Origin of the sequence: Larkinella humicola (assembly GCF_008727875.1) — a bacterium.
Taxonomy (GTDB): Bacteria; Bacteroidota; Bacteroidia; order Cytophagales; family Spirosomataceae; genus Larkinella; species Larkinella humicola.
Window position 1 is genome coordinate 642661 of the sequence record NZ_VTWS01000004.1, and the last position, 26885, is coordinate 669545.

At 50.7% G+C, this 26885-nt stretch carries 25 protein-coding genes; 22 read left to right on the forward strand and 3 right to left on the reverse strand.

Annotated features, from left to right (window positions below):
- Positions 1 to 82 precede the first annotated feature (82 nt).
- From uxuA to F0P93_RS18605, 3 genes are all read right to left on the reverse strand, one after another.
- Positions 83 to 1288, reverse strand: coding sequence for a mannonate dehydratase (gene uxuA / locus F0P93_RS18595; RefSeq protein ID WP_150878553.1), 1206 nt, complete (start codon positions 1286 to 1288; stop codon positions 83 to 85).
- 100 nt (positions 1289 to 1388) lie between these two features.
- Positions 1389 to 2657 (reverse strand): mandelate racemase/muconate lactonizing enzyme family protein, encoded by a 1269-nt coding sequence (locus F0P93_RS18600; protein ID WP_150878555.1) that lies wholly within the window; start codon positions 2655 to 2657, stop codon positions 1389 to 1391.
- 115 nt (positions 2658 to 2772) lie between these two features.
- Positions 2773 to 3723 carry an RraA family protein gene (locus F0P93_RS18605; RefSeq protein ID WP_150878713.1) on the reverse strand — a complete coding sequence of 317 codons (951 nt, stop codon included), beginning with the start codon at positions 3721 to 3723 and terminating at the stop codon, positions 2773 to 2775.
- A gap of 1 nt (position 3724) precedes the next feature.
- Here F0P93_RS18605 and F0P93_RS18610 point away from each other — a divergent pair, with 1 nt between their 5' ends.
- The 22 genes from F0P93_RS18610 (at position 3725) to F0P93_RS18720 (ending at position 26814) form a co-directional block, all read left to right on the forward strand.
- Positions 3725 to 4030, forward strand: a complete 306-nt coding sequence (locus F0P93_RS18610; protein ID WP_150878557.1) for a hypothetical protein — start codon at positions 3725 to 3727, stop codon at positions 4028 to 4030.
- Positions 4027 to 4404 (forward strand): hypothetical protein, encoded by a 378-nt coding sequence (locus F0P93_RS18615; RefSeq protein WP_138994959.1) that lies wholly within the window; start codon positions 4027 to 4029, stop codon positions 4402 to 4404. The genes F0P93_RS18610 and F0P93_RS18615 overlap by 4 nt, the downstream gene beginning before the upstream one ends.
- 110 nt (positions 4405 to 4514) lie before the next feature.
- On the forward strand, positions 4515 to 5690 hold the full coding sequence (locus F0P93_RS18620) for an MFS transporter (protein ID WP_150878559.1): 1176 nt from the start codon (positions 4515 to 4517) through the stop codon (positions 5688 to 5690).
- 547 nt (positions 5691 to 6237) lie between these two features.
- The gene (locus tag F0P93_RS18625) at positions 6238 to 7071 is read left to right on the forward strand and encodes a MotA/TolQ/ExbB proton channel family protein (RefSeq protein ID WP_150878561.1); all 834 of its coding nucleotides are present in this window, start codon (positions 6238 to 6240) and stop codon (positions 7069 to 7071) included.
- Positions 7072 to 7114: 43 nt separating this feature from the next.
- Positions 7115 to 7741: an ExbD/TolR family protein gene (locus F0P93_RS18630; RefSeq protein WP_150878563.1), complete on the forward strand. Its 627-nt coding sequence runs from the start codon at positions 7115 to 7117 to the stop codon at positions 7739 to 7741.
- Between the two features lie 48 nt (positions 7742 to 7789).
- Positions 7790 to 8320 (forward strand): ExbD/TolR family protein, encoded by a 531-nt coding sequence (locus F0P93_RS18635; RefSeq protein ID WP_150878565.1) that lies wholly within the window; start codon positions 7790 to 7792, stop codon positions 8318 to 8320.
- Between the two features lie 40 nt (positions 8321 to 8360).
- A complete protein-coding gene (locus F0P93_RS18640) occupies positions 8361 to 9188 on the forward strand; it encodes an energy transducer TonB (RefSeq protein WP_150878567.1) in 828 nt (275 codons plus the stop codon).
- Between the two features lie 217 nt (positions 9189 to 9405).
- Positions 9406 to 10338, forward strand: a complete 933-nt coding sequence (locus F0P93_RS18650; RefSeq protein WP_150878571.1) for a PstS family phosphate ABC transporter substrate-binding protein — start codon at positions 9406 to 9408, stop codon at positions 10336 to 10338.
- Positions 10339 to 10433: 95 nt separating this feature from the next.
- Positions 10434 to 12197: a tetratricopeptide repeat protein gene (locus tag F0P93_RS18655; RefSeq protein ID WP_150878573.1), complete on the forward strand. Its 1764-nt coding sequence runs from the start codon at positions 10434 to 10436 to the stop codon at positions 12195 to 12197.
- 159 nt (positions 12198 to 12356) lie between these two features.
- A complete protein-coding gene (locus F0P93_RS18660) occupies positions 12357 to 12947 on the forward strand; it encodes an adenylate kinase (protein WP_150878575.1) in 591 nt (196 codons plus the stop codon).
- A 29-nt stretch (positions 12948 to 12976) separates the two neighbouring features.
- A complete protein-coding gene (obgE, locus tag F0P93_RS18665) occupies positions 12977 to 13978 on the forward strand; it encodes a GTPase ObgE (protein WP_150878577.1) in 1002 nt (333 codons plus the stop codon).
- A gap of 102 nt (positions 13979 to 14080) precedes the next feature.
- Positions 14081 to 16759, forward strand: coding sequence for a T9SS type A sorting domain-containing protein (locus F0P93_RS18670; protein WP_191908850.1), 2679 nt, complete (start codon positions 14081 to 14083; stop codon positions 16757 to 16759).
- A 195-nt stretch (positions 16760 to 16954) separates the two neighbouring features.
- Entirely contained in the window at positions 16955 to 19093 is a 2139-nt protein-coding gene (locus F0P93_RS18675; RefSeq protein WP_150878581.1) for a T9SS type A sorting domain-containing protein, read from the forward strand.
- A gap of 142 nt (positions 19094 to 19235) precedes the next feature.
- The gene (locus F0P93_RS18680) at positions 19236 to 19607 is read left to right on the forward strand and encodes an NADH-quinone oxidoreductase subunit A (RefSeq protein WP_114404312.1); all 372 of its coding nucleotides are present in this window, start codon (positions 19236 to 19238) and stop codon (positions 19605 to 19607) included.
- Between the two features lie 56 nt (positions 19608 to 19663).
- Positions 19664 to 20209, forward strand: a complete 546-nt coding sequence (locus F0P93_RS18685; RefSeq protein ID WP_114404311.1) for an NADH-quinone oxidoreductase subunit B — start codon at positions 19664 to 19666, stop codon at positions 20207 to 20209.
- A 136-nt stretch (positions 20210 to 20345) separates the two neighbouring features.
- Positions 20346 to 20849 carry an NADH-quinone oxidoreductase subunit C gene (locus F0P93_RS18690; RefSeq protein WP_150878583.1) on the forward strand — a complete coding sequence of 168 codons (504 nt, stop codon included), beginning with the start codon at positions 20346 to 20348 and terminating at the stop codon, positions 20847 to 20849.
- A gap of 121 nt (positions 20850 to 20970) precedes the next feature.
- Positions 20971 to 22218 (forward strand): NADH dehydrogenase (quinone) subunit D, encoded by a 1248-nt coding sequence (gene nuoD, locus F0P93_RS18695; protein WP_225309546.1) that lies wholly within the window; start codon positions 20971 to 20973, stop codon positions 22216 to 22218.
- Positions 22219 to 22246: 28 nt separating this feature from the next.
- A complete protein-coding gene (locus F0P93_RS18700) occupies positions 22247 to 22687 on the forward strand; it encodes a DUF29 domain-containing protein (RefSeq protein ID WP_150878585.1) in 441 nt (146 codons plus the stop codon).
- 6 nt (positions 22688 to 22693) lie between these two features.
- A complete protein-coding gene (locus tag F0P93_RS18705) occupies positions 22694 to 23191 on the forward strand; it encodes an NADH-quinone oxidoreductase subunit NuoE family protein (protein ID WP_150878587.1) in 498 nt (165 codons plus the stop codon).
- A gap of 48 nt (positions 23192 to 23239) precedes the next feature.
- On the forward strand, positions 23240 to 24271 hold the full coding sequence (locus F0P93_RS18710) for a phytanoyl-CoA dioxygenase family protein (RefSeq protein ID WP_150878589.1): 1032 nt from the start codon (positions 23240 to 23242) through the stop codon (positions 24269 to 24271).
- 49 nt (positions 24272 to 24320) lie between these two features.
- A complete protein-coding gene (gene nuoF / locus F0P93_RS18715; RefSeq protein WP_150878591.1) occupies positions 24321 to 25661 on the forward strand; it encodes an NADH-quinone oxidoreductase subunit NuoF in 1341 nt (446 codons plus the stop codon).
- A 67-nt stretch (positions 25662 to 25728) separates the two neighbouring features.
- Positions 25729 to 26814, forward strand: coding sequence for an NADH-quinone oxidoreductase subunit G (locus F0P93_RS18720; protein WP_150878593.1), 1086 nt, complete (start codon positions 25729 to 25731; stop codon positions 26812 to 26814).
- The last annotated feature ends 71 nt before the right edge of the window (positions 26815 to 26885 follow it).

Below are 26885 nucleotides of genomic sequence, written 5' to 3' on the forward strand. Positions count from 1 at the left end.
GCAGAGTTAAGCGGAGTTAAAAAGAGTTTATCAGAGGCTCCGCTTGACTCTTTTTTTTCTCCGCTTAACTCTGCGAAATAGTTTAATCTTCTAACGAACGCACAATCCCTAACTCCAATCCCCGCAGTTCTGCCAATCCCCGTAGTCGGCCAATGGCGGAATAACCCGGATAAGTTTTCTTGTGCAGGTCGTCGAGCATCTGGTGGCCGTGGTCTGGTCGCATCGGAATCTGGGTTACGCCCACTTCGGTTTTTGCCCGCCGTTGCTGCTCCAGCACAATTTCTTTGACCACGGCATACATATCCACGTCGCCCGCCAGGTGGTCGGCTTCGTGAAAATTGCGCGGGTTGTCTTCCCGTTTCGTCGTTCGGAGGTGAATAAAATGAATCCGGTTGCCAAACCGCCGGATCATGCCCGGCAGGTCGTTGTCTGGGCGAATTCCCAGCGAACCGGTGCAGAAGGTAATGCCATTGGCCGTCACGTCGGAAGCCGCCATCAACTGCGCCAGATCGGCTTCGGTGCTCACAACGCGCGGCAATCCCAGCAACGGCCTCGGCGGATCGTCGGGGTGAATGCACAGATTGATGCCGACCGATTCGGCGACCGGAGCCACTTCCCGGATAAAATAGTAGAGATTCTCCCGCAGTTCACGATCACCGATCGCAGCGTATTCGTCCAGCAAACCCTGAAATGTCGCCAGCGTAAACGCTTCTTCGGAACCGGGCAAACCGAGCAGAACGATGTTACTCAATTCGGTGATGTGTTCCGGCGACATCCTGGAAAATTTCTCCCGGGCGCTCTGGATCACGTCCGCTTCGTAATCCGCTTCGGCACCCGGTCGTTTCAGAATGCACAGGTCGAAAACCGCAAAATCTTCCCACACAAACCGCAACGCCCGCGACCCATCGGGCATTTCGTAGTTCAAATTGGTGCGTGACCAATCCAGAACCGGCATGAAATTGTAGCAAACGGTTTTGATGCCCACAGCCGCCAGATTGTGCAGTGACTGTTTATAGGTATCGATAAAATGGGCCCGGCCTGGCCGTCCTTTCTTGATGTCTTCGTGGACCGGCAAACTCTCTACCACCGACCAATGCAGGGACGAATACCGCCCGTTGTCGACTTCGATAAGCTGTTTCCGTTTTTCGATTTCTTCCACCGGCCAGACATCGCCGACCGGAATCTGGTGCAAAGCCGTCACAATCCCGCTGCAACCGGCCTGACGAATGTCCATCAGCGAAACCGGATCGTGCGGCCCGAACCACCGCATGGTTTGTAGCATTCCCATTTCTACTCTATTGTTTGTTTTACGTTTAATACCCTAAAAGAGGCTAAAAATGACGAAATTTCAGCCTCTTTTGCGGTGTTAAGGATGCGCTTTTCATGGGTTACACAAAGAAAGGCACGTCTTTCGGAGCGTATTTTTTCATGCCCGCTTCGTTGATTTCGACGCCAATACCCGGTTTTTCGGACAGCGGAATGAAACCGTCTTTGACCATGGGCCCGTCGAAGGTGACAATTTCCTTGAACATCGGATCTTCATGGAAATAAATCTGCCATTCCAGAATCATGAAATTCGGCACCGATGCGCAAACGTGGCTGGACGCCATCGCGCCCAGATACGACGCCACCATGTGGGGCGCAAACGGCACGTAATACAGGTTGGCCAGGTTGGCAATGCGCTGGCCTTCGCCCAGACCACCGGCTTTCTGCAAATCCGGCATAATGATGTCCACCGCGCCAATTTCCAGCATTCGCCGGAAACCGTGGGCCAGATAGTGGTTTTCTCCCGCACAAATGGGCGTGCTGGTCGATTCGGAAATGATCTTGTAAGCGTCGACGTTTTCGGCCGGAATCGGTTCTTCCAGGAACATCAGGTTCAGCGGTTCCATCATTTTGGCCACCCGTTTGCCCGTTGTCATGTCATACCGCCCGTGCATATCGACGCAAATATCGATCTTGGGGCCAACGGCTTTCCGAACGGCGGCAATCTGGTTATACATCCGCTCCAGTTCGCCGGGGCTGGCGGTCCAGTTGTAACGATCGTATTTATTAGGGTCACCGGCTTCGTCGATGTCGTATTTCACGGCGTTGAATCCCATCTTAACGGCTTCGACGGCACTTTGGGCGAAATTGTTCGTGCTTTTGTCGGTGTCCCGGTAGGTTCCCGTATCGCAATAGACCCGGATTCGATCCCGGTATTTACCGCCGAGCAACTGATAAACCGGCAGTCCGAGGGCTTTTCCGGCCAGATCCCACAGGGCGGTTTCGACGGCGGACAAAACCGCAATGAACATCCCGGCCTGTGCGCCTTCAAAAAAACCGGATTTGCGAATATCTTCAAATAAACGGTTGACATTCAGTGGGCTTTTGCCCTTGATGCGCTCGGCCATCAGCTTCACCAGATGATAGGTTCCGGGCGTGGCATCGACGCCTTCTCCGCAGCCCCAGATGCCCTGGTTGGTGTGAATTTTGACAAATAAGCTGTGTCCACCGCGAATGAAACCGCATTTGATGTCGGTGATTTTCAGATCCGACGGCGCGGAGGACATCGGGGTTCGCTCGATGGCGGTTTCCAGGCCGTTGCCGTAGCTGGCGGTGGCGGCAAACACACTGGCAATGGCACTTTTCGTCAGGAAAGATCTTCGTGAGGTCATGAGTTAAGGAGTTTGTGGGGTTGTTACACAGAGTTTATCAGAGGTCATCAGAGTTTACCAGAGATTTCTTTGATTAACTCTGATTTCCTCTGATAAACTCTGTGTAATAGCTCTTTCACCACGTACGGGTTTTTAGATATTCCTGAATCTGTTCTTTGGGAACCGGCAATTCGCTCAAGTGGGCGTTGAGCCATTGGGAGAAGTCTTTTTCGATCACATCCGACCAGCGGGTGTCGATCTGGCCGGGCGTGTATTTCTGTTCGCGAAGCCGCTGGTGGCCGAACATATCCCGCAAGCGGACGATTTCGGAGGTTTTGACCACTTTCTCGGCCAGGTGCGGAGGAATGAAACTCACGCCCCCGTCGCGGCCCAGCACAATGTCGCCGGGCATCACCATCACTTTGCCAATCCGGGTCGGGCGGTTAATGCCCACCAAGGTCGTGTTCAACTCGCCGTCGGCGTTGTTGAGGTGGTGGGAGGGGTGGTAGCTGCGGAAGTAGGATGTAAAACCGCCGATTTCCTTCAGGCCGGCAATGTCGCGGACGGCCCCTTCGTAAACAATACCGTTACCGGTTTTGGCGTAAATGGAATTGCCAAGGTTGTCGCCAATGGTTGGACCGTCTTCGTGCATATCAAACTGATCGACCACGTACACGTCGCCTTTGACGAGCATATCGATGGGCCAGGAATTTTGGGATTTAACGCGGCCGTCTTTTTCGTGTCCTTTTTTATCGGTAACCCGTTGCACATCGGGCCGACCGGGCATGAACGTGGCCGTGAGCGCACGACCCACCAGAACGCTGTCGGGGTTGATGGTTTGCCAGCCACCGGCATATTGATACTTGTAATTTTCGCCTTTCATGGTGGCCCAGGCTTCTTCGTGAGTCACCAGTTTCATGCGCTTCAGAATGGCATCCGGCACTTTGGGCCGCCCGTCGGGAAAGCGTTCCCCTTTCCATTCCGGGGTGAGAAAGATCAGTTCTTCGCGGGAGATTTGTTGCCCGAACGACACGGTCGCCAGCCCCAATAAAGCGAGCGACGTGATAAGTAGAGATACCCGTTTCATCATGAAATTCAAGAACAACGAATTGGTTTGGGAATTAAAAGAAAGAAGGCGAATGGCAAAAACTTCTACCCTTTGCGGCCGGATTGAATTTGCCGGACACGGTTTTGGCGATGGTTGTGCCAAAACCGTGTCCACAATGTCCGCAAGCGAACAACTATTGTCCGGCTTCGTACACTTTTCAAATTTACCAAAAAATTCTGTTCTGATTATCAGCAAGTTAATTTGTTGGCATGGCAATTGGCATAAAGTAATCAGAACAGGAACAACAACTGAAATCATACCAACAACAAATACGAACAAACCATGAAAGCATTATTTGGTACTTTGATCTGCACTGCGCTATTGAGCGCCAACCTCGCAACGGCCACTCCGAACACGCCCAAAAACCGTTCGTTTGAAACGAGCACATTTGTGACCAATCAAAACAAAATCTGGGTGGCCGTTGAAAAGTCCTCGTCGACACCGGTAACGGTGGTCTTGCGTAACAAGGACAATGACGTTTTCTTCAAACGGTTTATTGGCAAGAACGAGAGCAAGTTTGCAGCAAAACTGGATGTCAGCGGTTTGGCAGACGGCCAGTATGAGCTGGAGTTTATCTCTTCGGAAGGAAGTGTTAAAAAAACGGTCAACATTGGAAAACCCGCGGTGGTGGAACCGACCCGGATGATTTCCATGAAATAAATGATTCTGTAGGATTAGTTTAGGTTAAGAAAGCGCAGGAAAGCTACTTCTGATTCGGAAGTAGCTTTTTTTTGGTTTATTGAAACCCGTAAATCTGATTAATTTTGCGGATGCAACAGCCGCGTACCATCTACACTCCTGCTTTTTTTCTTCTCTGCCTGAGTTCATTTCTTTTCTTTGCCAGCTTCAACATGCTGATTCCCGAATTGCCGGGATATTTAACGGCCCTGGGCGGGGCCGAATACAAGGGCTACATCATCAGCTTGTTCACCATAACTGCCGGGTTATCAAGGCCTTTCAGCGGCCGGTTGACCGACACCATCGGCCGGGTGCCGGTGATGGCTTTCGGGTCGCTGGTCTGTTTCGTATGCGGTTTTTTATACCCTTTGGTGCCCTTGGTCTGGTTTAACGGCGTGGCGGCCTTGTTGCTGTTGCGGCTGGTACACGGTTTTTCGACCGGATTCAAACCGACCGGCACCTCGGCTTACGTGGCCGACATTGTTCCCGACGAGCGCCGGGGTGAAGCGATGGGCGTACTGGGCCTGAGCGGCAGCATCGGCATGGCATTCGGCCCGGCTTTGGGGAGCTGGCTGACGTCGCTTTTTGGCCTGAATGCCCTGTTTTACACGTCTTCGGCCCTGGCGCTGCTCTCCATCATCATTTTGTTGAACATGAAGGAAACGCTGACCAACCGCGTGCCGTTTCGCTGGCGTCTGTTGCGGATTTCCCGTCGGGATGTGTTCGAGCCTGCGGTTTTTGCCCCATCCCTGGTCACCTTCCTTAATTCTTTTAGTTTTGGTGCGGTCATTACACTGGCTCCCGACTTCAGCCAGGCGTTGAATGTGGGCAACAAGGGGTTATTTTTTACGGTTTTCACCATTTCTTCCCTGGCGATTCGCTTTCTGGCGGGTAAGATATCCGACGAGTACGGGCGTCGCCCGGTATTGTGCCTGGCTTCCCTGATCATTACGGCGGCTATGCTTTTACTGGCCTTCAGCACTTCGACTGCGTCATTTTTGCTCGCGGGAGTGGTGTTTGGTGTTTCGATGGGGATGTATTCGCCAACGGCACAGGCCTGGACTGTTGACCTCAGCAATTCGGGAAATCGGGGACGCGCGCTGGCAACCATGTACATTGCGCTGGAGGCTGGTATTGGGTTGGGTGCTTATCTTTCAGCTTATCTTTACGACAATAAAACTGATCGGTTCTCGCTGGCTTTTTTTACCATTGCCGTCTTTTCATCGATTTCGTTTCTTTTTCTTATGGGGAAACAGAAAAAAAAATGAAGAATTTTTAGGGGCTTCAGGCTGTAGAATTAGCAAAAAAAGCGGATTTAGAAGCAAAAAAGCGCGTTTCAAACCCTTGATTAAATCGGGCGAGTTTTTCCGAACGATATTTTTAGTTGTATATTTATAACCAGTTTAAGGAAATAAAGGACCGATTGGTAGGTATAAATCCGAAATGAAGGCATTTCTTAACGATGCGGGCAAATTTACGTACACAAATCTTTCATTCACAAGGGTGCAAACGGGTTTTCATAGTCAAACAAATAATATTTCGTATAATGGTGTGAAAAAGAAATAGTTACTAATTTTTTTTCAAATTTAATAGTATGGTAAAAACTTGGAAAAATCTAAAAATCGTGGAATAAATTCCCGAATTAACAAAAAAATGACCTACCCATTTGTATAAATTCAGATAGAAAATTGATACTTTTGTAGTAGGCTTCGCGAAAAGTCTTCCGAAATTTTATTCTACCAAAACGTTTCAATTTGAAATTTTCGTTTTCTTTACACAAAAAACCAGTTTCAATTTAACCCTACAGTTAGTCTAATGAAAACACAATCTCCAACTCCAGCACCAGCTAAAGCAGCAGCTCCCAAGAAAAAGTCGAGCGGTCTGAACCCGGTGTTTGTCATTCCCATTTTGTTTGCCATCGCTTTGAGCACGTACATGTTCGTATTTGGCGATGCCAGTCACTTTCAAGGTGGAAATAACGAAAACCTTCCGATCGACGGCGATTATTTTGGGATCATCTACAAAGGCGGTTCAATTGTACCTATTCTGTTTACCTGTTTCTTAATTGTGCTGGTTTTCTCAATTGAGCGTTTTATTACGATCGGTCGTGCCAATGGTTCCGGTTCAATCGACGAGTTTGTTCGGAAAGTAAAGGGTCAGCTCGACCGCAATGAAGTTGAAGCCGCTATCAAAGAATGTGATCGTCAGAAAGGTTCGGTTGGAAACGTGGTTAAAACGGCTCTGGTAAAATACCAGCAACTCAGAACGGACACGGAACTGACCAAAGAGCAAAAACTGATTGCGCTTCAGAAAGAAGTTGAAGAAGCGACAACGCTCGAATTGCCGATGCTGGAGAAAAACCTGACCATCATTGCTACGCTGGCTTCTGTATCGACGCTGGTTGCGCTGTTGGGTACGGTATTGGGTATGATCCGCGCCTTTAGCGAATTGGGATCAACAGGTCAGCCCGATACGGCAGCCTTGTCAACGGGTATTTCAGAAGCCCTTGTAAACACGGCATTGGGTATCGGTACGGCCGCTATCGCGACGATCATGTACAGCTACTTTACGAGCCGCATCGATGAATTGACGTACAACATCGATGAAATTGGTTTGAGCATTCAGCAAAACTTTGCCGCACACAATTAATTGGGGTTCGGTACCGTTTTTACATCACAAAAAACAATAAACTATGCCTATCGTTAAGCCTAAACGGTCGAGACCTCACATGGACATGACGGCGATGTGTGATGTAGCATTCCTTCTTCTGACCTTCTTTATTTTGACGGCTCAGATCAGAGTACAGGAGGCTGCTGAAATCAACCCGCCGACCTCGATCTCCGGTATAAAAGTTCCCGATACCGATATCATGACGATCAGTCTGGATAAGGAAGGGAAAGTGTTCTTCGGTATCGATGGGCAACCGAATCGGGTAGCAATGCTCGAAAACATTGGTGAAGTCTACGGTATTTCTTTCTCCGATCGCGAGAAGAAAGCCTTCTCGCTGCTGCCAAACTTCGGGTTGCCGATCAATCAGTTGAAATCCTTTCTGTCGCTGAAATCAGATCAGATGGCACAGGTAAAACAACCGGGAGTTCCCGTCGATTCGACCGCCAGTCTGCAAACCAACCAGTTATCGCAGTGGGTGTTCAATGCCCGGAAAGCGAATAACAAGCTGCGCATTGCAGTGAAAGGAGATAACCTGGCGAAATTTCCGAACTTCAAGAACGTGTTAAGTTCCCTGCAATCGCAGAACATTAACAAGTTTAACCTGATTACAGGGACTGAGGCTCCGCCCGCCGGCTGGACAAATGATTAATTAAAAACCACAAACTCACGCGATTCATCGCCTTAGATTCGTAACACAATGGCAGATATCGACTCTGGTGGGGGTGGTGGTGGTAAACATAAAGGTGGGAAAGTCCGCAGTAAAAAAGGGTCTACCCGGGTCGATATGACCCCGATGGTTGACTTGGGCTTTCTTCTCATTACGTTTTTCATTCTTGCCTCCACCTTAAGTAAACCGTCTTCGATGACACTGAACGTGCCAGACAAGACCGAAAAAGTTGAAACGGAGCCTATCAAGGCGTCCAAGGTAATGACGATTTTCCTGGGGAAAGAAAACCAGATCCATTACATTTTCGGAAAAGCTGCTAACGAAGACCCGGAATTAAAAACGGTTCAGTATGGCCCCGAAATTCGGAATGCACTTCAGGAAAACAAGCGCAAAATCGGAGAAAAAGATTTTGTTGTGGTCATCAAACCGACCAAAGAATCTACCTACAAAAATCTGGTGGATATGCTGGACGAGATGGCCATTACGAAGACGAAACGCTACGCGTTAGTGGATCAGCTGACTCCGGATGAGAATAAGCTTATTGCCGACAAAATAAAATAATGAACGGCTGAAAAGCCAACCCAATAATTATTTAATCGCCATGGCAGAAGTAACGAATAACCCTGCAACACTCGATGATATCGTGTTCGCAGATCGTAACAAGGCGTATGGTGCGTATGCATTACGGAAAGACTATTCCAGAACAGTTTATCGGGCTCTGATTATTGGGTCGGTACTGTTTCTCCTGGCAATGGCTACTCCTTCAATTATTTCTGTTCTGACGCCAAAAGAGGACGAGCAGGCAATGGTTGAAGTGGACCTGATGAAATTACCACCTCCGCCGATTGACCCCAATGAGCCACCACCGCCACCGCCACCACCGGTTGAATTGCCGAAGGTGAACACGGTGAAGTTCCTTCCGCCGGAAGTAAAACCGGATGAAGAAGTTCCTGAAGAAACTCCTCCACCAACCGTGGAAGAGTTGAAAGAAGCCGTTGCGGCCGAAAAAACGCAGGAGGGTGACCCTAACGCCGAAGAGGTGATTGTGGCTCCGGAAGAAACCGCCGGTCCGACCAAAGTGGAAGCGGCCGTTGAAGCAGCTCCCAAAGAAGACCAAATCTTTACCGTTGTTGAACAAAATCCGGAATTTCCGGGTGGTATGGCTGCTCTTGGCCAGTTTCTGGGCAAGAACATTCGCTACCCACCCGCAGCCTCCCGGGCTAACATCTCAGGGCGGGTGTTCGTGAGCTTCGTTGTCAACACCGATGGGAGTATTCAGGATGTAACCGTTTTGAAAGGACTTGGGTTTGGTACGGACGAAGAAGCCATGCGCGTTGTAAAGGCCATGCCAAAATGGAGACCTGGTAAACAGTCTGGTCGTCCGGTACGGGTGAAATACAACTTGCCAATCAATTTCCAGTTGGAGTAAGGTTGCGAATGAAAGAAAAACCATCTGCCGATCTTTTCAGCCTGACTGTTACGGTGCTGATGGGATTGTTATACCTGGGAGGGGGCATCTACCTGATTGCCTCCTCCCAGTCTTTTGGACTGTTGCCTACCGGAATTTTTCGATATCTGTTGGCAGGCTTGCTAGTCCTATATGGGCTGTTTAGAGCATACCGGGGCATACAACGTTGGCTTTAGTCATGAATAACCTGATTACGATTGGAATAGGGCTTGCGTTGACCGGCCTGATTTCCTGCTCAAATCCTCCGCCGGATAACCCAAGCCACGGAACAATCAATGTCACAGCCGATGAATCGCTGGAGCCTATGGTTGAATCGATCTACAAGGCCTACGAAGGTGTTTATCCGGGGGCAAAATTTAATGTTGCGTTCAAACCCGAGCAGGAGGCTATTACGACGATGTTGCGTGATAGCGCCCGGCTGGTGTTTTCGACACGGGAACTGAACGATAACGAGAAATCCGTTTTTACGAAGGAAAAGATTAAGTACAAATCGGAGTTTATTGCCACAGATGGGATTGCCCTCATCGTTGGCCGGGAAAATCAGGACAGCCTGATTACGATGCCGGAGTTGAGCGCCATTTTCCAGGGAAAGATTACACGCTGGGAACAACTGAAAAGCGGGAGCCAGAAAGGGCCGATCGTGCTGGTATTCGACAATAATAATTCCAGCAATCTGAATTTTGCCCTGAAACAGTTTAAGGTCTCCGACCTGAGCCGTATCAAAATTTTTACGGTAAAATCAAACAAACAGGTCATCGATTACGTTCGTAAGAATCCGACGGCATTGGGATTTATCGGCGTTAACTGGATTAGCGATGGCGATTCTCCCTTAGCTGCTGAGTTGTCAAAAAATCTGCGGGTGATGGGCGTATCAGAGAAGGCAAATCCGGGATCAATCGACGATTTTTTTCAACCATTTCAACGGAATTTAGGTTTAAAGTTATATCCTCTGCGTCGAAATGTATACGTGATCAGCCGCGAAGCACATTCGGGTTTAGGAGGAGGGCTGGTCAATTATATTGTTCGGGATGTGGGCAGTCTGCTAATTGAAAAAAGTGGTCTTTGGCCCGCAAAACCGTATATTCGGGAGGTAGTTTTGGAAAAGAAATGAAAAATTTTCTGTTTCTAACGCAATTATATACTTTTGCATTTTGTTTTTAAATATAGTAAACCATTTTTTCACCCATTTCTCAACCTGAAATTGGCATGAATTTCCAAAAGAAAGCTCTGTTGACAGTGGTAGCCGCCGGTTTGTTTGGCTCATTGCAAGCGGTTGCCCAAGACGCACAATCGGGAGTGAAGGATCTGGAAGCAGGCCGGTATACCAAGGCTCTCCAAACGTTCCAAGGTTTGGCAACCAGTGCTCCTTCTGCCGAAAACTTTTTCTATCTGGGATATGCTCAGTTGAAATCCGGTAATCCGGACGCTGCCAAGCAAGCCTTTGAAAAAGGCGCGGCTGCCGATCCTAAAAACCAACTCAACAACGTGGGATTGGGTGCTGTAGCCTTGGCTAAAAAGGATCGTGCTACTGCGAAAACCCTAATCGATAACGCCATAAAAGAAACCAAAAGCAAGGACATCGGAGTGTTGTTGCGCGCTGGTGAGGCCTATACGATGTTCAAAGATGCCGGGATGAATGATCCCGCCGAAGCTCTCCGGATTCTGACGATCGCTGACGAGCGGGACAAGAAAAATGAAAACGCCGACATCGAAATGGCGTTAGGTGATGCCTATTCCCTCAAGAATGACGGCGGTAACGCTGTTACAAAGTACGAGAATGCGTTGTCGATCCGTCCAAATGATGCGGAAGCCAAATACAAAATAGGGAATACTTTCCTGCGCGGAAAAAACTATGCGGAAGCGCAAAAATTCTACGCCCAGGCAATCGAAGCTGATCCTGAATTTGCTCCTACGTACGAAGATCTGGCAGAAGCATTTTTTGGGTCCAGAGCCTACAAAAATGCGTCCAAAAACATGGATCTGTACATCCAGAAAAGCCAGACTACCGATGTGGATAAATTGCTGCGTTCGGCACAATTTGACTTCCTGGCCGGCGACAACATGAAAGCTATTCAGAAACTGGACCAGTTGAAGGGAAAAGTGAATAACCCGGTTATTCAACGGATTTACGGTTGGGCCTATTCAGGATCCGGTAAGTACAATGAAGCGATCGAAGCGTTGAATACCTTCATTAAAACCGCCCCGGAGAAAGTAATCTATGATGACTACAAATACCTGGGTCGGGCTTATGGACAATTGGGAACACCGGAAGGTGATTCGCTCTCCATCGTGAACCTTGAAAAAGCGGCTCCGCAGGATTCAACAGAGAACCTGTACCGGGAGATTGGTAAAAACCTGTATGGTGCCAAACGGTATGACCGTGCTATTACGGCTTACAAGAAAGCCATTGCGGTAGATACCGGAAAAGCGACTACCAACGATTATTTCCAGTTGGGGATGGCCAACTATCTGCTCGGAAGCCGGGTAGGAAGAGACAGCACCATGATGATGGGTGGCGATACAGCTGCCATTCGTCAGGCGAAAGAAAAATTCTATGCTGCTGCTGACTCTGCCTTCCTGAAGGTCAACAAAATTACGCCTGACTGGTCACCCGGTTATTATTTCCGGGCTTCGGCTAATTACTTCAGCGACACCAAAGGCGCAATGGTGACCGGTGAGCCAGTACCGCTGTATGAAAAATACCTGGAGGTTTCGGATAAGGAGATCGCAGCCGATGCGGCCAAGAAAGAAGCGAACAAACGGTACATGATGACAGCCTATAAATTTCTGTCGTCGTACTACGCTAACAAAAACGATGCCGTTAAATCGAAAGAATACTTGACAAAAGCTGCCGAACTCGATCCGAATGATAAGGATGTGCAAAATGCACTGAATCCACCGGCACCCCAACCCGCTGCAAAACCAGCCGCCAAGCCAGCCGCTAAAAAGCCGGCGAAGGCTACAAAATAACCCCTGGTAATCGTTACTTTGCAAAAAGAGGAACCCCTGAAACGGTTCCTCTTTTTGTGCGTAAACACCTATTGATAAATACTTCGGTCGGAAAATGCTGTTTTCCTGCCAACAATTGTAATTTTGTGCGTAAACCTGCGTGTATCTTGCTATCACTCTATGCTTAACCTTGTACTATTTGGCCCTCCTGGTGCCGGAAAAGGCACACAAAGTGAAAAATTAATTGCCCAATATCAGTTGGTGCATTTGTCGACCGGCGACCTGCTGCGCTCCGAAATACGGGGGGGCACGGAACTGGGCTTACGAGCCAAGATGCTCATGGACCAGGGAATTCTGGTGCCCGATGAGGTCGTGATCGGTATGATCGAGAATAAACTAAAGGAAAATGAATCGGCGGCTGGCTTCATTTTTGATGGATTTCCACGAACGGTTCCTCAGGCCGAAGCGCTCGATGAACTGTTGGCCCTTCACAACACCCAGATCAAGGTCATGGTAGCCCTGGTGGTGGATGAAGACGAACTGACCAAACGGCTACTAATCCGGGGGCAGTCGTCGGGACGTCCTGACGATCAGAACGAAGCATTGATCCATCGCAGGATTAAAGAGTACAATGATAAAACGGCACCTGTCGCCAATTACTACGAGTCGCAAGGGAAGTTCAAAGCCATTGGTGGAATCGGAAATATTGAAGAGATATTTCAGGCCATCTGTGCCGAAATTGAAACGGTCACTGCGAATGTTCGCCAGTAAAATACAAGCGATAGGCCTAAAACAGTAGCATGGCTTCATCAAATTTTATAGATTACGTAAAAATAAACATTCGATCCGGTGCAGGTGGCGCGGGTTCCATGCACTTTCGGCGGGAAAAACACGTCGATAAAGGTGGACCTGATGGGGGCGATGGCGGTCGGGGTGGTCACATAATCCTGAAAGGCAGCTCGCAGCTCTGGACCTTACTGCACCTGAAATACCAGAAACACATCAAGGCGAAACCCGGAAAAGGGGGCGAAGGGGGTCGGCGAACCGGAGCCGAAGGCGAAGACGTTATCATTGAGGTTCCTTTGGGAACAATAGCCCGTCACGCCGAAACCGGTGATCAAATGGCCGAAATTACAGAAGATGGTCAGGAAATCATTCTATTGAACGGTGGCCGGGGAGGCATGGGCAACACCCACTTTAAATCCGCGACCAAGCAGGCTCCCGATTATGCGCAGCCAGGCGAGCCGGGGCTTGAAGAATGGGTTATTTTAGAATTGAAGCTGCTCGCTGATGTTGGGTTGGTTGGGTTTCCAAATGCGGGTAAATCAACGTTGCTGTCCGTCCTGTCGGCGGCTAAACCCGAAATTGCAGATTACCCCTTTACAACCCTTGTCCCCCAATTAGGGGTCGTTGCTTACCGGGATTATAAATCGTTTGTCATGGCCGATGTGCCGGGAATTATTGAAGGCGCATCACAGGGAAAAGGGCTGGGATTGCGTTTTCTGCGGCACATTGAACGGAACTCCATTCTGCTGTTTCTAGTACCAGCCACCAGTGAAGACTGCGGGGCTGAATACGAAACCTTATTGAACGAATTACGGCAGTATAATCCCGAATTGCTTGATAAACAGCGCTTGTTGGCAATCTCAAAACTAGATTTAATCGAGGACGCAGATCAGAACGCGATTTTGGATCGTTTACCGGCTGATATCCCGGCGGTATTTATTTCGTCCGTCCGTCAACAGGGATTGACGGAACTGACGGATCTGATCTGGAATGCGTTGACGCAAACTGAAAACTAAGTGTAACCAACCCGACAAGCGACCATCGCGATTGACACAATCGGACGCTCAGCTATGAATAAAATCCGGATTTTTACAACGTTATTGAACTTCCTTTTCCTTATGCTTCCTGCGTTGGCTCTGGCGCAGATTCAGATTACGTTTCCGAAATCCAGAATGGTTTTTCAGCGAAATGGCGGTAACGAAGCAAGTCTCTGGATTGGCGGTTTTTATTCCCTACCCTTTACCCGCATTCAGGTTCGGGTTGAACCGATGGATGGTGGCACGCTGGTAGACTGGACCACCATCCAGGAAAACCCGAAAGGGGGAGCTTTCTCCGGTTCAGTAACGGTAAAAGGTGGTTGGTACCGCCTGAAAGTCCGTGGGTTGCAAGGAGAGCAGTATGTTGAAGGTGGTGGTGTTGAACGCATCGGCGTCGGCGAAGTGTTTGTCGTTGCCGGACAGTCCAACGCGCAGGGCATTGATAATTACGGAGGTCCGGGAGCTAGCAATGACCGGGTTAGCTGTGTCAATTTTGGCAGCAGTAATGATCAGGTTCCGTTTGACCCAAATTTCCCTGAATTTTCGCACCTGGATGCGGGAAACCGAATTTTTCCGCGCGGGTATTCCGCCTGGTGCTGGGGTCGCCTGGGCGACCGCCTGGTTGCGCGTTTAGGGGTACCGGTTTTATTCTTCAATGCCGGTTGGGGAGGATCGTCTTCCAAAAACTGGCGTGAGAGCGCAGACGGTCTTCAGACCACGGAAGAGTATACCAATACCGAAAAATACCCCGTAGGACAACCCTACGGGAACCTTCGAACAGCCTTGAATTACTACGTTCAAACGCTGGGCGTCCGGGCGATCCTGTGGCACCAGGGCGAGGCTGATAACCAGTTCAATCGCTCGTCGGATGATTATGCCGCAAATCTGACGAAAGTCATTCAGCGCAGCCGGGAGCACAGTGGCAAAGATATCTCGTGGCTGGTTTGCCGGGCTTCGTATTCCGACGCCAATGGCAGCGACGGCAGCATTGTGGCGGGTCAGGATAAAACGATTCAGAGTGCCGGAAATGTGTTTGCGGGTCCCAATACTGACGGTATCCAGGTTCCGCGCGGGGCCGGGGCGCGACGTGACAATGAAGGTGTCCACTTCTTCGACAACGGGTTAATCCAATTTGCCGAAGCCTGGGACGCCAGCATGAACGATAATTTTTTCCAAAATTCCAAACCCCAGTCACCAGCCGCCGGAGTGAGCATTTCGGTAGCGTGTGGAGCGGCTAATACCCTGGCACTGCGGGTGGAAGGGGGATTTAGCTCGATTAACTGGAGTTCCGGCGGAAGCTCCCAAAGCATAACCGTTGGCAGCGGCCAATACATGGCCACTGTGAAAGACGGACTGGGCAATACGTTTTTTTCGGCTCCCTACCAGGTTCCGAACCGCCCCACCATCACGACCAGCGGCCCAACGACGTTCTGCGAAGGGGGCAACCTGACCCTAACGTCAAGCTACGACAACACGGCCTGGAGCAACAATACGACGGGAAAGAACATTACGGTTTCGACGGCGGGCAACTACCGGGCGGTTTACCGGGATGTTGGCAACTGCGAATTTACGTCGGATGAGGTAGCCGTTAAAGTGAATCCGTTGCCCGCTGCGCCAACGGCCCGAAATCTGGGGCAGGCCCGTTTTTGCGACCGCCTGTCTACCATCCTTGAATCGACCGATGCGCTGGTGTATAACTGGAGTACCGGTGAGAAATCGAAACAGATCGAAATTCGGAGAGGAGGCAACTATTCCCTGACCGTTACCGACCAAAACGGCTGCACCTCCCGGGAGTCGAACCAGATTGCCATTATTGTAGACCCCCTTCCCAGCCGCCCCACGGTATCGGCTGGTGGCCCGACAACGTTTTGCGCGGATCAGAATGTAACGCTGACATCGACTGCCGAAGCGGGGTATGTCTGGGAAGGTGTGGCGAACCAGACCGCGCGGAGCGTCACCATCAACCTGGCGGGTAATTACCTGGTCAGAACCCGCAACATCTACGGGTGTCTTTCGGATCCGTCCAACACGGTTTCGATCCGGGTTAACCCACTGCCTGCACCACCGACGCTGACCGCCAGCGGTTCCACCACGTTCTGCGATGGCGAGCGCGTAACCCTGACGGCCAGCGGAATACTGAAAGCCTTCTGGAACGTCGGCGATTCGACCCAGAGCATTGTGGCCACCCGATCCAATACCTACACAGCCCGCGTCCGCGACGCCAATGGTTGCTTCTCTCCGCCGTCGGCGGGTCTGCTTGTCGATGTGAAACCCGTACCGACAGTACCGATTCTGAAGCAAATCGGGACATACACACTCGAAGCCGCCGGAACCCGGCAAGGCGATTATTACCGGTGGGAACGGGATAATGCGGTGGTTGAACCCCGAACCGCCATCATCAAGGCCAATCAGACCGGGTCCTACCGCGCCCGGGCTTTTCTGGCCTACGATAATGGACTGGTGTGTGCGTCCGATTTCTCCGTGCCCATTGCCTTTACGCTCATCATCGACAATGATGGATTGAGCATTTACCCGAACCCCAGCCCCAACAAAGAAATTACCATTGAAACGCTGGAGGATATTACCAACGCGACGGTGACCCTAACGACCCTGAGCGGACAGGTAGTATGGCAGGGAAGCGTGGCCAGCTTTAACGAGCGAAAAACCTGGAATTTGTCAACTGTTCCTTCGGGGCATTATGTTTTAACGGTTCGTTCGGCCACTTTCAACGTGTCGAAACGTTTGTTGATTGGTTTATAAGGAGTTAATTTAAGAAACCGCCCCGTGAAATGCGTTTCGCGGGGCGGTTTTGTTTTCCCGGAAAAAAACCGAATCTTTGTTAGCAGACAGCGAAAAAATAACGCCGTTATGTTTCGTTTTGCCAGGTTTACTACACAAGAATCCGATAACTGACGATTAAGCGCGACTGCATTGAGAACGATTACTTGTTGACGAATGAAATCCACCGTATTTACCCGAGTGCTCGGCATGGCGGGATTTTTGCTTTTTTGGTACCCTGCCGTTGCCCAACTGAAAATAACCTATCCTTCGAGCCGCGCGGTTTTTCAGCGCGATCAGAGCGATAACAGTACAATTTACGTGGCTGGCACCTACGCCCAGCCGATTACGAAAGTAGAAGCCCGGTTGGTAAAAATGAACGACGGCCAGGGCATCGACACCGAATGGCAAACCCTTCAGACCGATCCGAAAGGCGGTATTTTTCAGGGCCCGCTCAAAGGGCGGGGCGGCTGGTATCGACTCGAAGCCCGCGCCTGGCAGGGGAACACGCTGGTGGGTCAGGACAATGTCGTTCGGATCGGGATTGGTGAAGTTTTCATCATCACGGGACAATCGAATGCTCAGGGCTTTCAGCAGCGGGGGGCCGAAGGAGCAACCGACGACCGGGTCAACTGCATCACCTACGATAATTCGGTTGCCAGTTCCCTCGAAAACCCGCCTTCTCCCAGCTTCCGGCAATTGGGTGCCGATGCCCTCGTGGGTCCGCGGGGCCAGAGTGCGTGGTGCTGGGGCCAGCTGGGTGATCTGATTTCCCGAAAATACAACGTCCCGGTTTTGTTTATCAATACCGCCTGGGCCGGTACTGCCATCCAGAACTGGATTGAAAGCTTCGACGGAGGAACGTCGAAAAATGTTTATATAGACCAGAACTTTCCCGCCGGAATGCCCTACGGAAATTTATTGATTTCACTGCGGTATTTCAGTTCGCTTCAGGGCCTTCGGGCGGTTTTGTGGCAGCAGGGCGAAACGGATAATCACCTGCGTCTTCAGCAGGAACAATACCGGCTTTGGATGCAGTTGCTGATCAATAAAACCCGGGCCGACACCCGGCGGTATCCCTCCTGGATGCTGGCCCGTTCGTCCTACAACCTGGGGCGTGTTGACCCTGGAATCATTGCCGCGCAGAATCAGGTGATTGGTACGTTCAACAACAACGTTTTTGCCGGGCCCGAAACCGATCGCATTCAGATCCCGCGTTTTGATGCCGTCAACAACGACGGTGGGACGCACTTCGGTGGCGACGGCCTTCGTCAGTATGCCGAAGCCTGGTTTGCCAGCATGGATGAGCGGTTTTTTACCGGAGCCATTCCCTTGCTGCCGTTGCCAACCCCGGAACTGACCGTGGCCTGTGCTTCAACCAATCAGGGCATCAACCTGAGTTTGCAGGCGGAAGTGCGGGACAAAGACAATACCGCCTTTAAACTCACCAATGTGACCTGGAGCAACGGCCAGAAAGGAAGCACGCTGGCGGTAACGGCACCCGGAACGTATTATGCTATTGCGAAGGACGATGGCGGGACCACCTTTATTTCTCCCTCGGTGACCATAGCCGCTCCGCTGGTGCCGGTCGCTCCGACCATCACCCAGTCGGGAACACAGCAGGCTTGTGCCGATTCGACGTTCACGTTTTCAACCGACAGCCCCGTTGCCAACAGCATCGTCTGGAGCACCAATGCCACGACCCGCCAACTGACCGTTGGAACGGCCGGTTCCTACACGGCCCGGGCCGTCAACCTCTACGGCTGCACTTCAACAGCTTCCGCACCAGCCAGCCTGATTATTCAGCCGAAACAAGCTCCGCCCACCGTTGCGCAGCGAGGACCGTTCTCGTTGCAGGCTTTTCCGCCCGCGGGGGCTGCGGTAGCCCAGCGGCAGTATGACTGGAGAACCGGCGGAAACCGGGTTGGCGGGAATTCAGACATTATAAAAGTTACGCAAAACGGAGAATATTCGGCCCGCTCTAAAACCACCTTTACCGTCGGCAACAGTTCGCTGGTGTGTTATTCCCTGTATTCGAGCAACGTCAGCTACATCGGTAACGACAATGCCAGTGCCGGGATCATCGCTTTTCCCAACCCGTCGACCGACGGGATTGTCCGACTGGAAATCAAAGAAAACATCACCAATGCGAACGTAACGGTCTCAACCCTAAGCGGTCAGGTAATTTACACCACTTTGGTACCGGTTTTTGACAACCAACTGGCCATCAATCTGTCAACGTATTCGCCGGGGAATTACATCATCCGGGTGAAAGCCGACGGCTATAAGGCCACCCGGCGGGTTTGGATCAAATAACCACCGGAGCCGAAACAAAGCGGGTCTTTCATTCCGGTGGAAGACCCGCTTTGTGTTGATAAATCCGCGCTTATGTGGTAAATTTGAAAGATAATTTCGTGTTTGAAATATCGTTAACTTGCGGTGCTTTCTGCAACCTCGTATGGACACAACCTATTTGCCTTCAGATTACCTGCCGATTTTTATCCAATTGGGATTGGCGCTGGGATTTATTGTTACCACGATGTTCGTCACGCACAACATCGGACCCAAGCGGAACAGCCAGAAAAAAGACGCTGCATTTGAGTGCGGAATCCCCTCCGAAGGTGACGCCCGGACCCCAATCTCCATTAAGTACTTCCTGATCGCCATTCTTTTTGTACTTTTTGATGTGGAAGTCATCTTTATGTATCCCTGGGCTGTCAATTTCAAGAGCCTGGGTATGGCGGGATTCCTGGAAATGATTCTCTTTATGGGATTACTGCTGTCCGGCTTCTATTACATCCTGAAAAAAGGCGTATTGAAGTGGGAGTAAACTGAAATGCAGTATAAAATGTTAATTTGTTGTTATCAACAAACAACCAACACAGCATGGCAAGTGACATCAAGATAGCCGAAGCCCCCGCCAGTTACGAAGGTCCCGGTTTTCAGGCAACTTCATTTGATAAAATAATTGGGCTGGCCCGTGCGAATTCGCTCTGGCCTTTGCCGTTTGCAACCTCCTGTTGTGGCATCGAATTTATGTCGACCATGGCATCCCGGTATGACATTGCCCGGTTCGGGGCCGAACGCCCGAGTTTTTCGCCCCGTCAGGCCGACGTTCTGCTGGTAGCCGGAACGATTGCCAAGAAAATGGCCCCGGTTCTGAAGCAGGTATATCTGCAAATGGCTGAGCCCCGTTGGGTGATCGCCATCGGGGCCTGCGCGTCGAGTGGCGGTATTTTTGACACCTACAGCGTTTTGCAGGGCATCGACCGCATCATTCCGGTCGATGTGTACGTGCCGGGCTGTCCACCGCGCCCGGAGCAAATCCTGGACGGGTTGATGCAAGTGCAGCAGTTATCGATCAACGAATCCTTGCGTCGGCGAAATTCACCGGAATATCAGCACCTGCTGGAATCGTATAATATTCAATGATTGAATGGGATACGGTTTTAATGGCTAAATGGTTTTTATGGTTAATGTCCATCTGAAAATTTGTAACCATTTTAACCATTTAGCAAGTTAACCATTCAACCATCAGAACCATTCAGCAATTTGATGATCAATATTCATGACTAACGAAGAAGTTGCTAAAGACCTGATCCGCCAGTTTGGAGAAGACGTTTACGATTTTGATGATCCGTACGGCATGCTCACGTTGTCGACCACGCGGGAGCAGATCATTCCCATGCTTCAGTATCTGAACACTCATCCGATTTATCAGATCAGTTTTCTGACCACTTTGTGTGGGATTCATTACCCGGACGATCCGAATCCGGCTCGTGAGTTTTGCATCGTCTATCAACTTCACAGTCTGGTCAACAACTTTCGGATTCGCATCAAGGTCTTTCTGGCCGAAGCCGATCTGCACATTCCGACGGCCACCACGGTGTACCTGAGTGCCAACTGGATGGAACGCGAAACCTACGATTTCTTCGGCGTCATTTTCGACGGTCATCCGAAACTGACCCGGATTCTGAACATGGAAGATATGGATTACTTTCCGATGAGGAAGCAATACCCGCTCGAAGATCCGACGCGGGAAGACAAGATTGATGCACTTTTTGGCAGGTAAGGATGGCTTAAAATGAAGGGATGGTCTGATGGCTAAAAATGGTTAAATGGCTTAGGAATTATATTTTAACCATGTTAACCGTCCAACCATTTTCAACCATCCATTGATAATTCAAAGTTTCATGAGCACTGTACTTGATATATCGAATAAAAACGCACCGGGCAACGATTTGCCGGCTAAACCCGAAGAATCGGTTCAGTACGTCAACGAGTTAACCACCCTCAACCTCGGTCCGACGCACCCGGCCACGCACGGTATTTTCCAGAACATCCTGCAAATGGATGGCGAAAAAATTGTGTCGGGCGAGCAGACGATTGGCTACATTCACCGGGCGTTCGAAAAAATTGCCGAACGGCGGCCTTTCTACCAGATTACTACGCTGACCGACCGGATGAACTACTGTTCATCGCCGATCAACAATTTTGGCTGGCACATGACGGTCGAAAAGTTGCTGGGCGTTACAGTGCCGAAGCGGGCAGAATACATTCGCGTCATCATGATGGAACTGGCCCGGATTGCCGATCACCTGATCTGTAACGGGATTCTGGGCGTGGATACGGGCGCCTTTACCGGTTTTCTGTACCTGTTCGAGGAACGCGAAAATATCTACGAAATCTACGAAGAAGTCTGCGGAGCGCGTCTGACCACCAACATGGGACGGATTGGCGGCATGGAACGCGATTTGTCGCCGGAAGCCATTCGTAAAATCCGGGCGTTCATCAAGCGGTTTCCGCCGATCATGCGCGAGTTCGAGAAGCTGTTCAACCGCAACCGGATTTTCATGGACCGCATCATCGACGTGGGTGGGATTACGGCCGAACGCGCGTTGAACTACGGTTTTACCGGCCCCAACCTGCGGGCTGCCGGTGTCGATTACGACGTTCGGGTCATGAATCCGTATTCATCCTACCAGGATTTTGAATTTGATATTCCGGTTGGCAAGAGTGGCGACACCTACGACCGGTTTATGGTGCGGAACGAAGAAATCTGGCAGAGTCTGCGGATTGTGGAGCAGGCGCTTGAAAACCTGCCCGAAGGGCCGTATTTCGCCGATGCGCCGGAGTATTACCTGCCGCCGAAGAAGGAAGTATACCGCAACATGGAAGCCCTTATCTATCACTTTAAAATTGTGATGGGTGAAATCGATGCGCCGGTGGGCGAAGTCTACCATTCGGTTGAAGGTGGCAATGGCGAACTCGGTTTTTACCTGATCAGCGACGGCGGCCGGGCACCCTACCGTTTGCATTTCCGCCGGCCTTCGTTCATTTATTACCAGGCCTATCCGGAAATGTGTGTGGGAACGACCCTGTCGGATGCGATTGTCATTATGAGTAGCCTGAACGTGATTGCGGGCGAATTGGATTCGTAAAACCCGGTTAAAAGGGAAAGGAGGGAGTATGAAACCCGACTGGCAGGATTTAGTCATAACGTCGCACCTGGATACGGTTGAAACCATTCGGAAACTTATCGAAGATAAGGAGTATGAAGAAGCCATGGAGGGGTTGGATGAATTGTACGAAAATATGTCGAATGCGGACAAACGGGCCTTGGAAAGTCAGCTTGTACGGCTGATGGTTCATATCCTGAAATGGCGTTATCAACCACAAAAACGGTCAACCAGTTGGGTACGAACGATTGTCAATGCCCGGAGAGAAATTCAAAAGCTCCAAAAATACATGCCGTCGTTGAACGTGCAGTTTATTGAGAATAATTGGCAGGAAAGTTTTGAGGATGCAACCGAAGAAGCCAAGGCCGAAATGAACCTGTCGCGTAAAGATAAATTTGAACCTGCTCCATTAACGTGGCAGGAAGTTTTTGAAGATGAATACCTGCTGTAAACCGATATGACGGAAACTTCAACTACCGTAGAATTTACCCCTGAGCGGCTGAAAATAGCGCAGGAAATGATTGCTCGTTACCCGGCTGAACGCCAGAAGTCGGCCTTGCTGCCGCTTTTGCACCTGGCGCAGGAACAATGGGGCTGGCTGAGTCCGGAAGTGATGGATTACATTGGCCGGATGCTGGACATTCAGGCGATCGAAGTGTATGAAGTCGCTACGTTCTACACCATGTTCCACCTGGACCCGGTGGGGAAACACGTTATTGAATACTGCCGGACCGGGCCTTGCTGCCTGATGGGCGGGGAAGAAATCTACGATTATCTGAAACAGAAGCTCGGTATTCAGGCGGGCGAAACCACCGCCGATCAAAAGTTTACCCTGAAAGAAGTCGAATGTCTGGCGGCCTGTGGGATGGGACCGGTTTTTCAGATCCGGGAAAAATACTACATGAATCTGACGCGGGATAAAGTCGATGAAATCATTGCCGAATTGAGCCGGTAAAAAACCAGTACACACATCAACCTCAAATTCAACGAAGAACGATTACGCATGGAAAGCAAATTGAAAGACAAGCTTCGTCGGTTGTACCGGATGGTCAAGTTCCGGATGAAAAATTCACCGCTTGATTTTGAGGAAGATACACTGCCCTGGATTGATCGCTCGGACGCTAACATCGACGCTTTTGTCAAGACGTTTAAAACGCCGAAAGACTTCCCTTACGATTTAGCCAAACTACTGCGCGACTGGCGCGATAACGGCTACGTCATTCTGGAAAAAGCCATACCGCCCCAGTGGCTCGACAATCTGTGGCAGGAAGTGGAAGAAGTGGTTGAAAACAACGAAAAGTATTCCGTCAAATCGTTGGTGTACCAGTTCAACGACGGCAAGGAAACGCCCGTTAAAGAGGTTCCCAAAGAAAAACTGAGAGGCATCGGATCGCGCTTGCTGGAATACCACAACAGTTCGATTGGGGCCAAAAAAGTGATGACGCATCCGCACCTGGCTACGTTTCTGGATGCAGTGTTCAATGAAAAGACGACGGTTTTTCAAAGCCTGATCTTTAAATACGGCAGTCAGCAGGGTACGCACCAGGATTATCCCTGGGTGCGCTCAAAGATTGCCAGCCACCTGGCAGCCGCCTGGATTCCGCTCGAAGACGTCAGTCCCGATTCGGGTCCGCTGGTGTATTATCCGGGGTCGCACCGGTTGCCGAAATTCGATTTTGGCACCGGAATTCTGTTTAGTGAGCAGGACTCCTTTTACACGCCCGACGAATTTACGAATTACCTCAATAAGACGTGTGCGAAAAATGGCATTAAAGGCACCATATTGCTCCTGAAAAAAGGGGATGTGCTGCTCTGGCACGGTGCGCTGGCACATGGCGGGAGCCGAATTAATAATCCGGCATTGACGCGGAAATCGTTCGTTTGTCATTATTCGACTCTCCGTTCGTATCCGAAACACCGTTTTGAAGAAGGGGAAAAATCCATCGCTCAACTTCACAACGGCATTACGATTTATGCAAACCCAACCAATCTGGCCGAAGAAGATGTGATGACGGCCGGAAAAGAATGGAACTAAAAGTCTGGAGATTCACGGTTCGATTTTAACCCGTTTTTGAGATAAAGCTATGGGCAAAAAGATTCTGCTCGAACATATTGACGTTCCCGGTATCGAAACCTACGATGTATACCGGAAACAGGGCGGCTACACGGCGGTTGAGAAAGCCATCAAAACCATGAGTCCGGAAGGCGTGGTGGAAGAAGTGAAGAAAGCTGGTATTCGCGGTCGGGGTGGTGCGGGTTTCCCGATGGGAATGAAGTGGAGCTTTCTGGCCAAGCCGGAAGGCGTACCCCGCTACCTGGTGTGCAATGCCGATGAATCGGAGCCGGGTACGTTCAAGGACCACTACCTGATGAAGAACATTCCTCACCTGCTCATCGAAGGCATGATCGTTTCCAGCTATGCCCTGGGCGCGAACAAGTCGTTCATTTATGTGCGGGGCGAGTTGATGTACGTGATTCGTATTCTCGAAAAAGCCATCGCCGAAGCAAAAGCGGCCGGTTTTCTGGGTAAAAATATTTTGGGTTCGGGTTATGATCTGGAACTGGTCGTTCATCCGGGCGGAGGAGCGTATATTTGTGGCGAAGAAACCGCCCTGCTGGAGTCGCTGGAAGGCAAACGGGGCAATCCGCGGAACAAACCGCCCTTTCCAGCGGTCAAAGGCTTGTATCAGTGTCCGACGGTGGTCAACAACGTTGAATCCATTGCGACGGCCGCCTGGATTGTCAACAACGGTGGAGATGCATATGCTGCCATCGGCATTGGCCGCAGCTCCGGCACTAAACTGATCTCGGCTTCCGGACACATCAAAAAACCGGGGGTTTACGAAATCGAACTGGGCGTTCCGGTCGAAGAGTTTCTGTATTCCGACGAATGGTGTGGCGGCATTCGCGACGGCCATCATTTGAAAGCACTTGTGGCCGGTGGTTCGTCGGTACCGATTCTGCCCGCCAACCTGATTACCAAACTGGCCAATGGCGAACCGCGTCTGATGACCTACGAATCGCTGTCGGACGGCGGTTTTCAGACGGGTACGATGTTGGGATCGGGCGGTTTTATCGTGTTTGACGAAACGGCCTGTATCGTTCGCAACACGTGGAATTTCTCCCGGTTCTACCACCACGAGTCCTGCGGACAGTGTAGCCCGTGCCGTGAAGGAACCGGCTGGATGGAAAAAGTATTGCACCGGATCGAACACGGTCACGGCAGCATGCACGACATCGATTTGCTGGTCGATGTGGCTAAAAAAATTGAAGGAAATACCATTTGCCCCTTGGGCGACGCAGCGGCCTGGCCGGTCGCGAGCGCCATTCGCCATTTCCGCGACGAGTTTGAGTGGCACATCACGCATCCTGCCGAGGCTACGCAACCGGGTGCGGTGTTCAAAGGTGAAATGGCATTGGTATAATTAGGTGATGCTGAACAGATTAGAAGAAAAGCTTTGGATCTGATCGTAACTTACGAGCTATAGCTAAATGGAAGATATAAAACCGCAGTTAGTCAAAGTTACCATCGACGGAATCGAAGTCGAGGTAGAACCGGGAACGACGATTTTGCAGGCGGCCCGGAAAATCGGGGGCAATGTGGCCCCCCCGGCCATGTGTTACTACCAGCCCCTCAAAGGCAGTGGCGGCAAATGCCGGGCGTGTCTGGTGCGGGTAGCGGCCGGTTCGGCGAAAGATCCGCGCCCGATGCCCAAACTCGTCGCGTCGTGCATCACTCCCGTGCAGGACGGCATGATCGTTGAAAACTCGACCAACGAGCAGGTGCTGACCACCCGGAAAGCCATCGTTGAGTTTCTGCTCATCAACCACCCGCTCGATTGCCCGGTTTGTGACCAGGCCGGCGAGTGCGATTTGCAGAACTTCGCTTTCAACCACGGCATGGCAACCACCCGCTACGAGGAAGAACGCCGGACGTTTGAAAAGCAGGATATTGGTCCTTACATCCAGTTGCACATGACGCGCTGCATTTTGTGCTACCGCTGTGTGTATACCGCCGATCAGATCACGCAGAAACGCGTGCATGGCGTGCTGGGCCGGGGCGATGCGTCCGAAATCGGTACGTATATTGAGAAAGCCATCGATAACGACTTTTCCGGAAACGTCATTGACGTCTGCCCGGTGGGCGCGCTGACGGATAAAACCTACCGGTTCAAAAACCGGGTCTGGTTTACCAAACCGGTCGATGCCCACCGCGATTGCCCGACCTGCTCCGGCAAAACCACGGTTTGGTACCGGGGCGATGAAGTGATCCGGGTAACGGCCCGCAAGAACGAGTGGAACGAAGTCACCGAATTCATCTGCAACACCTGCCGTTTCGAGAAAAAGAAAACCAGCGACTGGGTCATTGAAGGGCCGACGAAAATCTCGCGCAGTTCGGTGATTTCGGCCAATAAATACCGGGGCGATCTGATCAAGCCGGATTTCCAGCGGAAACTGGCCGCAGCGACGTACACGCACGTCGACGACGAACGGGATACCTCGCAGCTGGGCATTCAACAATTGACGCCGGAGCGGTTTGCCCCGGTTTTGCCCCACGCCAACGACCCCGAACCTTGAAATAGAGAAAAGACACCAGACAAGAGAGGATAGGCTTTTAGCTCTCTTGTCTCTTGTCTCACTTCTCATGT

Bases quoted from the DNA above. Each gene is read 5' to 3' on its own strand.
- nuoF (WP_150878591.1), top strand. From the start codon at position 24,321: ATGGGCAAAAAGATTCTGCTCGAACATATTGACGTTCCCGGTATCGAA.
- uxuA (WP_150878553.1), bottom strand. From the start codon at position 1,288: ATGGGAATGCTACAAACCATGCGGTGGTTCGGGCCGCACGATCCGGTT.
- F0P93_RS18635 (WP_150878565.1), top strand. From the start codon at position 7,790: ATGGCAGATATCGACTCTGGTGGGGGTGGTGGTGGTAAACATAAAGGT.
- F0P93_RS18600 (WP_150878555.1), bottom strand. From the start codon at position 2,657: ATGACCTCACGAAGATCTTTCCTGACGAAAAGTGCCATTGCCAGTGTG.
- F0P93_RS18630 (WP_150878563.1), top strand. From the start codon at position 7,115: ATGCCTATCGTTAAGCCTAAACGGTCGAGACCTCACATGGACATGACG.
- F0P93_RS18685 (WP_114404311.1), top strand. From the start codon at position 19,664: ATGGCAAGTGACATCAAGATAGCCGAAGCCCCCGCCAGTTACGAAGGT.
- F0P93_RS18660 (WP_150878575.1), top strand. From the start codon at position 12,357: ATGCTTAACCTTGTACTATTTGGCCCTCCTGGTGCCGGAAAAGGCACA.
- F0P93_RS18700 (WP_150878585.1), top strand. From the start codon at position 22,247: ATGAAACCCGACTGGCAGGATTTAGTCATAACGTCGCACCTGGATACG.
- F0P93_RS18625 (WP_150878561.1), top strand. From the start codon at position 6,238: ATGAAAACACAATCTCCAACTCCAGCACCAGCTAAAGCAGCAGCTCCC.
- F0P93_RS18690 (WP_150878583.1), top strand. From the start codon at position 20,346: ATGACTAACGAAGAAGTTGCTAAAGACCTGATCCGCCAGTTTGGAGAA.
- F0P93_RS18670 (WP_191908850.1), top strand. From the start codon at position 14,081: ATGCTTCCTGCGTTGGCTCTGGCGCAGATTCAGATTACGTTTCCGAAA.
- F0P93_RS18605 (WP_150878713.1), bottom strand. From the start codon at position 3,723: ATGAAACGGGTATCTCTACTTATCACGTCGCTCGCTTTATTGGGGCTG.
- F0P93_RS18710 (WP_150878589.1), top strand. From the start codon at position 23,240: ATGGAAAGCAAATTGAAAGACAAGCTTCGTCGGTTGTACCGGATGGTC.
- F0P93_RS18705 (WP_150878587.1), top strand. From the start codon at position 22,694: ATGACGGAAACTTCAACTACCGTAGAATTTACCCCTGAGCGGCTGAAA.
- nuoD (WP_225309546.1), top strand. From the start codon at position 20,971: ATGAGCACTGTACTTGATATATCGAATAAAAACGCACCGGGCAACGAT.
- F0P93_RS18615 (WP_138994959.1), top strand. From the start codon at position 4,027: ATGAAAGCATTATTTGGTACTTTGATCTGCACTGCGCTATTGAGCGCC.
- F0P93_RS18610 (WP_150878557.1), top strand. From the start codon at position 3,725: ATGAAATTCAAGAACAACGAATTGGTTTGGGAATTAAAAGAAAGAAGG.
- F0P93_RS18620 (WP_150878559.1), top strand. From the start codon at position 4,515: ATGCAACAGCCGCGTACCATCTACACTCCTGCTTTTTTTCTTCTCTGC.
- F0P93_RS18640 (WP_150878567.1), top strand. From the start codon at position 8,361: ATGGCAGAAGTAACGAATAACCCTGCAACACTCGATGATATCGTGTTC.
- F0P93_RS18720 (WP_150878593.1), top strand. From the start codon at position 25,729: ATGGAAGATATAAAACCGCAGTTAGTCAAAGTTACCATCGACGGAATC.
- obgE (WP_150878577.1), top strand. From the start codon at position 12,977: ATGGCTTCATCAAATTTTATAGATTACGTAAAAATAAACATTCGATCC.
- F0P93_RS18650 (WP_150878571.1), top strand. From the start codon at position 9,406: ATGAATAACCTGATTACGATTGGAATAGGGCTTGCGTTGACCGGCCTG.
- F0P93_RS18675 (WP_150878581.1), top strand. From the start codon at position 16,955: ATGAAATCCACCGTATTTACCCGAGTGCTCGGCATGGCGGGATTTTTG.
- F0P93_RS18680 (WP_114404312.1), top strand. From the start codon at position 19,236: ATGGACACAACCTATTTGCCTTCAGATTACCTGCCGATTTTTATCCAA.
- F0P93_RS18655 (WP_150878573.1), top strand. From the start codon at position 10,434: ATGAATTTCCAAAAGAAAGCTCTGTTGACAGTGGTAGCCGCCGGTTTG.